Source organism: Pseudolysinimonas sp. (assembly GCF_031389465.1).
GTDB lineage: Bacteria > Actinomycetota > Actinomycetes > Actinomycetales > Microbacteriaceae > Pseudolysinimonas_A.
On the sequence record NZ_JANMSQ010000269.1, the window covers coordinates 1 to 4,257 of the forward strand.

At 66.9% G+C, this 4,257-nt stretch carries 5 protein-coding genes and 1 pseudogene; 2 read left to right on the top strand and 4 right to left on the bottom strand.

Annotated elements, in window-relative coordinates; translation table 11 throughout:
* Positions 1 to 104: 104 nt before the first annotated feature.
* The 3 genes from RMO30_RS10755 to RMO30_RS10765 form a co-directional block, all read right to left on the bottom strand.
* Positions 105 to 203 (bottom strand): 30S ribosomal protein bS22, encoded by a 99-nt coding sequence (locus tag RMO30_RS10755; RefSeq protein ID WP_003792170.1) that lies wholly within the window; start codon positions 201 to 203, stop codon positions 105 to 107.
* A 68-nt stretch (positions 204 to 271) separates the two neighbouring features.
* Positions 272 to 490 carry a helix-turn-helix domain-containing protein gene (locus RMO30_RS10760; RefSeq protein ID WP_309713160.1) on the bottom strand — a complete coding sequence of 73 codons (219 nt, stop codon included), beginning with the start codon at positions 488 to 490 and terminating at the stop codon, positions 272 to 274.
* Positions 491 to 601: 111 nt separating this feature from the next.
* Positions 602 to 1,072, bottom strand: coding sequence for a metalloregulator ArsR/SmtB family transcription factor (locus RMO30_RS10765; protein WP_309713163.1), 471 nt, complete (start codon positions 1,070 to 1,072; stop codon positions 602 to 604).
* A 92-nt stretch (positions 1,073 to 1,164) separates the two neighbouring features.
* On the opposite strand from RMO30_RS10765, the gene RMO30_RS10770 reads away from it, so the two are divergent.
* A complete protein-coding gene (locus tag RMO30_RS10770) occupies positions 1,165 to 2,592 on the top strand; it encodes a potassium transporter TrkG (RefSeq protein ID WP_309713166.1) in 1,428 nt (475 codons plus the stop codon).
* Positions 2,585 to 3,250: pseudogene (locus tag RMO30_RS10775) on the top strand (potassium channel family protein); the annotation flags it as partial. The gene RMO30_RS10770 and the pseudogene RMO30_RS10775, both read left to right, overlap by 8 nt.
* A 134-nt stretch (positions 3,251 to 3,384) precedes the next feature.
* Here the strand turns inward: RMO30_RS10775 and proC are convergent.
* Positions 3,385 to 4,212, bottom strand: a complete 828-nt coding sequence (proC, locus tag RMO30_RS10780; protein WP_309713169.1) for a pyrroline-5-carboxylate reductase — start codon at positions 4,210 to 4,212, stop codon at positions 3,385 to 3,387.
* Between the last annotated feature and the right edge of the window lie 45 nt (positions 4,213 to 4,257).

Sequence of the window (4,257 nt, forward strand, 5' to 3'; positions counted from 1 at the left end):
CCCCCACCCCTGGGGGGCGGGGGGGGGGGGGGGGGTTTCTGGGGGGGTGGGGCCCCCGGCCGTTCACCCGCTAATCCCCCCCCGCTCCGACGTTTAGGACAAGCTCACTTCTTGTTACGACGCTGGTGACGCGTCTTGCGAAGGAGCTTGCGGTGCTTCTTTTTCGCCATGCGCTTGCGGCGCTTCTTGATGACAGAACCCATGTTCACCTCGTTTCGACGTAAGGACCACCCGGGCCCTCATCGAACCGCGGAAATCACAAGGGGTGAGTCTACCCTGCGCGGTTGCTGCGGTTCTGCGTCTGCTGTACGGCAGGCAGTTCGACGGCGGCTGCGACGGCGGTCTCGGGGATGCGGTAGGAACGCCCGAATCGCACGGCCGGGAGTTCGCCCGATTTGACGAGCCGATACACGGTCATGGTGGACACGCGCATCAGGTCGGCGACTTCGGCCACCGTCAGGAACCGCATGTCGGAGAGTGCTCCTGCCATGTCGGCTCCTGTTGGTGATGTTGCTGATGTGAGTGGAGTGCGTTCGACCGATCAGACTAGGCCGTTGCAGCGGGCGCTGTCTATGGCTGGCGTTGTCGGTGAAGCTGGTACTCAGTCGTCGTCGCGGCCCCAGCGCGGCATCTTTTCGGTGACGCGTTTCTGCGCCCCCTGCAGTTTCTCTTGGGCCGCTTCGAGCGCGACGCGGGCGTTGTGCGCGGCATCCGCGGCGACCCGGCCGACCCGGTCCCCGGCTTCGGCACCCGCCCAGGCGGCGAAGATCGTCGGTCCGGCTTCGTCGGCTTCGCCGAACGTGACGGCGCTCGGCACGCCTTCGAGGAAGGGTGAGAGCCAGGCGTCAACGGCTCCGAGTGGCGCCGCACGCAACGCGTAGATGCGGTTGCGGCCGTCTTCGCGCACGGTCACCAGTGCGGCGTCGAGCAGTCGGGCAAGGTGCTTCGAGACGGTCGGTTGGGTGAGCCCGAGCACCTCGACCAGGTCGCTCACGGTCGCCTCGCCGTCGAGCAACCGGCGCAGGATGTCGCGGCGCGTTCCGTCGGCGAGCACGTCGAAGATATCGGCCATTCCCTCAGGGTAGCCGCGTGCGTCGGGGGCGCGAGTAGCATTTCAGCCTGGTCGGGGCTGCGAGCCTGACCGGTGACAGGCGAGGGAGACGGATGCGCGCGCGGCCCGTGCAGCTCGAGTCTTTGCGCGCACGCATCCTCGATCGGCTCAGCGACTTCGCGGCCTCGACGCCGGCACGCTTCGCCGTGCTGGTTTTCGCCAGCCTCGTCGGCATTTTCACGATCCTCTTCTCGCTGCCCGTCGCGACGACCTCGGGGCAACAGGCACCGTTCGTCGACGCCCTGTTCACCGCCGTCTCGGTGATCTGCGTCACCGGACTCTCGACCGTCGACATGGCGACGTTCTGGTCGCCGCTCGGGCACGTCTTCGTGTTTGTCGGGGTCGAGATCGGCGGCATCGGCGTTTTGACCGTCGCATCGATCCTCGGCCTGATCATCAGTCGCAAGCTCGGCCTCCGGCAGAAGCTCCTCGCAGCCGGCGATGCGAACCCCCTCCGCATCCGCAAAGGCCCCGTTTCGGAAAGCCAGGCGGTGCGGCTCGGTGAGACCCGCAGCCTTCTGGCGACCGTCGCGATCAGCGTGCTCGTGATCGAGTTGTTCGTCGCCGCCCTGCTTTTCCCGCGCATGCTCCTCGAAGGCGCCGACCCGCTTTCGGCGGCGTGGGAGTCGATCTACATCTCCGCGATGGCGTTCACCAATACCGGGTTCCTGCCGACCAGTTCCGGGCTCGAGCCGTACGCGAGCGACTGGTGGTTCCTCATCGCTCTCGTGATCGGCGTCGTATTCGGCGCAATCGGCTTCCCGGTCATCTACGTGCTGCGCAAGAACCTGCGCCACCCGCGGCGTTGGTCGCTGCACGTGAAGCTGACCCTCATCACCTTTGCACTGCTGACGGTCGGCGGCACCGTCGCCTACTTGGCGTTCGAGTGGGGCAACCCCGCGACGATGGCCGCGATGAGTCTCGATCAGCGCATCCTGCAGTCGTTCTTCATCTCCTCGATGGCCAGATCGGGCGGCTTCGCGACCCTGGACATGGGCCAACTCGACGGGTCGAGTCTGCTCGTCACCGACATGCTGATGTTCATCGGAGGCGGCTCCGCCTCGACCGCGGGCGGCATCAAGGTGACGACGCTGGCGATCCTGTTCCTCGCCGCGTTCGCGGAGGCGCGCGGCGTCGACGACATGGAGGCGTACGAGCGGCGGATCCCCCAAGACGTCCTGCGCCTCGCCGTGAGCGTCGTGCTGTGGGGCGCGACGACCGTCGCCGTCGCGACCATCGTCATCCTGCTCATCACCGACGACGTACCGATCGACTACATCCTGTTCGACGTGATCAGCGCGTTCGCGACGTGCGGTCTCTCGACCGGTTTCACCGCCTCGACCTCCGATGGCGCGCAGTACGTGCTCGCGGCGACGATGTTCCTCGGCCGCATTGGTACCGTGACTCTCGCCGCGGCACTCGCGGCGAGCACCCGCCGACAACTGTTCCGGCGCCCCGAGGAAAGGCCGATCGTTGGTTGACAAGATCCCACATGACGCCCCGGTGCTGGTCATCGGACTGGGTCGGTTCGGTGCCGCGACCGCGGGTCAACTGGCGCGACTCGACCGCGACGTGCTGGCCGTCGACGAAGACGCGGGGCTCGTGCAGAAGTGGTCGGAGCGGGTGACCCACGCCGTGCAAGCGGATGCACGATCCATCGACGCACTCAACCAGATCGGTGCCTCAGACTTCTCGATCGCTGTCGTCGCGGTCGGGTCCTCAGTCGAGGCGTCGGTGCTCATCACCGCGAACCTGGTCGACCTCAAGATTCCGCAGATCTGGGCGAAGGCGATCAGCCAGTCGCACGGCAAGATCCTCGCCCGCATCGGCGCGAACCACGTCATCTACCCGGAGGCGGAAGCAGGCGAGCGCGTCGCCCACCTCGTCTCGGGCCGGATGCTCGACTTCATCGAGTTCGACGACGACTTCGCGATCGTCAAGATGTACCCGCCGAAGCCGATCCGCGGCATCTCGCTCTCGGAAGCGCAGGTGCGCCAGAAGTACGGGATCACCGTGGTCGGGGTGAAGAGCCCCGGCAAGGAGTTCACCTACGCCACCGCCGACACCGTGGTGTCGAATCACGACCTCATCATCGCCAGCGGCAACACCGCCGACCTCGACAAGTTCAGCGCTATGCAGAGCAGAGCCGGTGGGCCGCTTCCCGTTTTCAGGAACTTGCGGGGCGAATGTTGTCCCGTGTGGCTCCTGCGACCTCCGTACATGACACCAGCCACTCCAGCTACTCAACTTCCTGAAAACGGATGCCCGACTCCTCAGCCGCCGAGGGACATCTCCTTCGCGCGGGCGAGAGCGGCGGCGGTTGCGCGGTCGAACATGCCGGCGAGGTCGGCCTCTTCCATGACGGCGATCGCACGCATCGTGGTGCCGTTGGGGCTGGTCACGCGGCGGCGCAACTCGGCCGGGTCGGCATCCGACGAGGCCAGCAACTCGGAGGCGCCGAGGAAGGTCTGCTCGACCATGAGCCGCGCGTCGGATTCGGTGAAACCCAGCCGCAGCGCGGTACCGGTGAGCTGTTCGATCAGGAAGAAGACGTATGCGGGACCCGACCCCGAAATGGTGCTGAGGGCGTCGATGCGGTTCTCGTCGAGCTCGATCACGGCACCGACGGTTTCGAACACCGCGCGCACGAGCGCGAGCTGGTCGGGCGAGATGCGCGAGCCCGCGGCGAGGCCGGTGACCCCCCGGCGAACGACCGACGGGGTGTTGGGCATCGTCCGCGCGACGGCGTTCGGCACCAGCGCCTCCATCGTCGCGGTCGTCACCCCGGCCGCGACACTCACCACGATCGCGTCGCCCTCGAGAAACTCGGCGACTTCGGCTAGCAGCTCGGGCACCATCGCCGGCTTGACCCCGACGATGACCACTCGCGCCCCCTCGATGGCGACTCGGTTGGCCGCGGAATCCAGCTCGAGCGCGTACGAGTCGACCCCCGGCATCCGCACCGCGTCGGCCTTGCTGGCACTGCGATTGGTGACCGCGACCCCGGAAGTCGCGAGGCCCGATTCGACGAGCCCGGCGAGAATCGCGCCGCCCATCGACCCCGCTCCGAGGATGGCAATGCGCGGGAGATTTCCACTCATATGCCGAGTGTAGGTTTGAAAGCATGAGCACCGAGGGCGGCACGA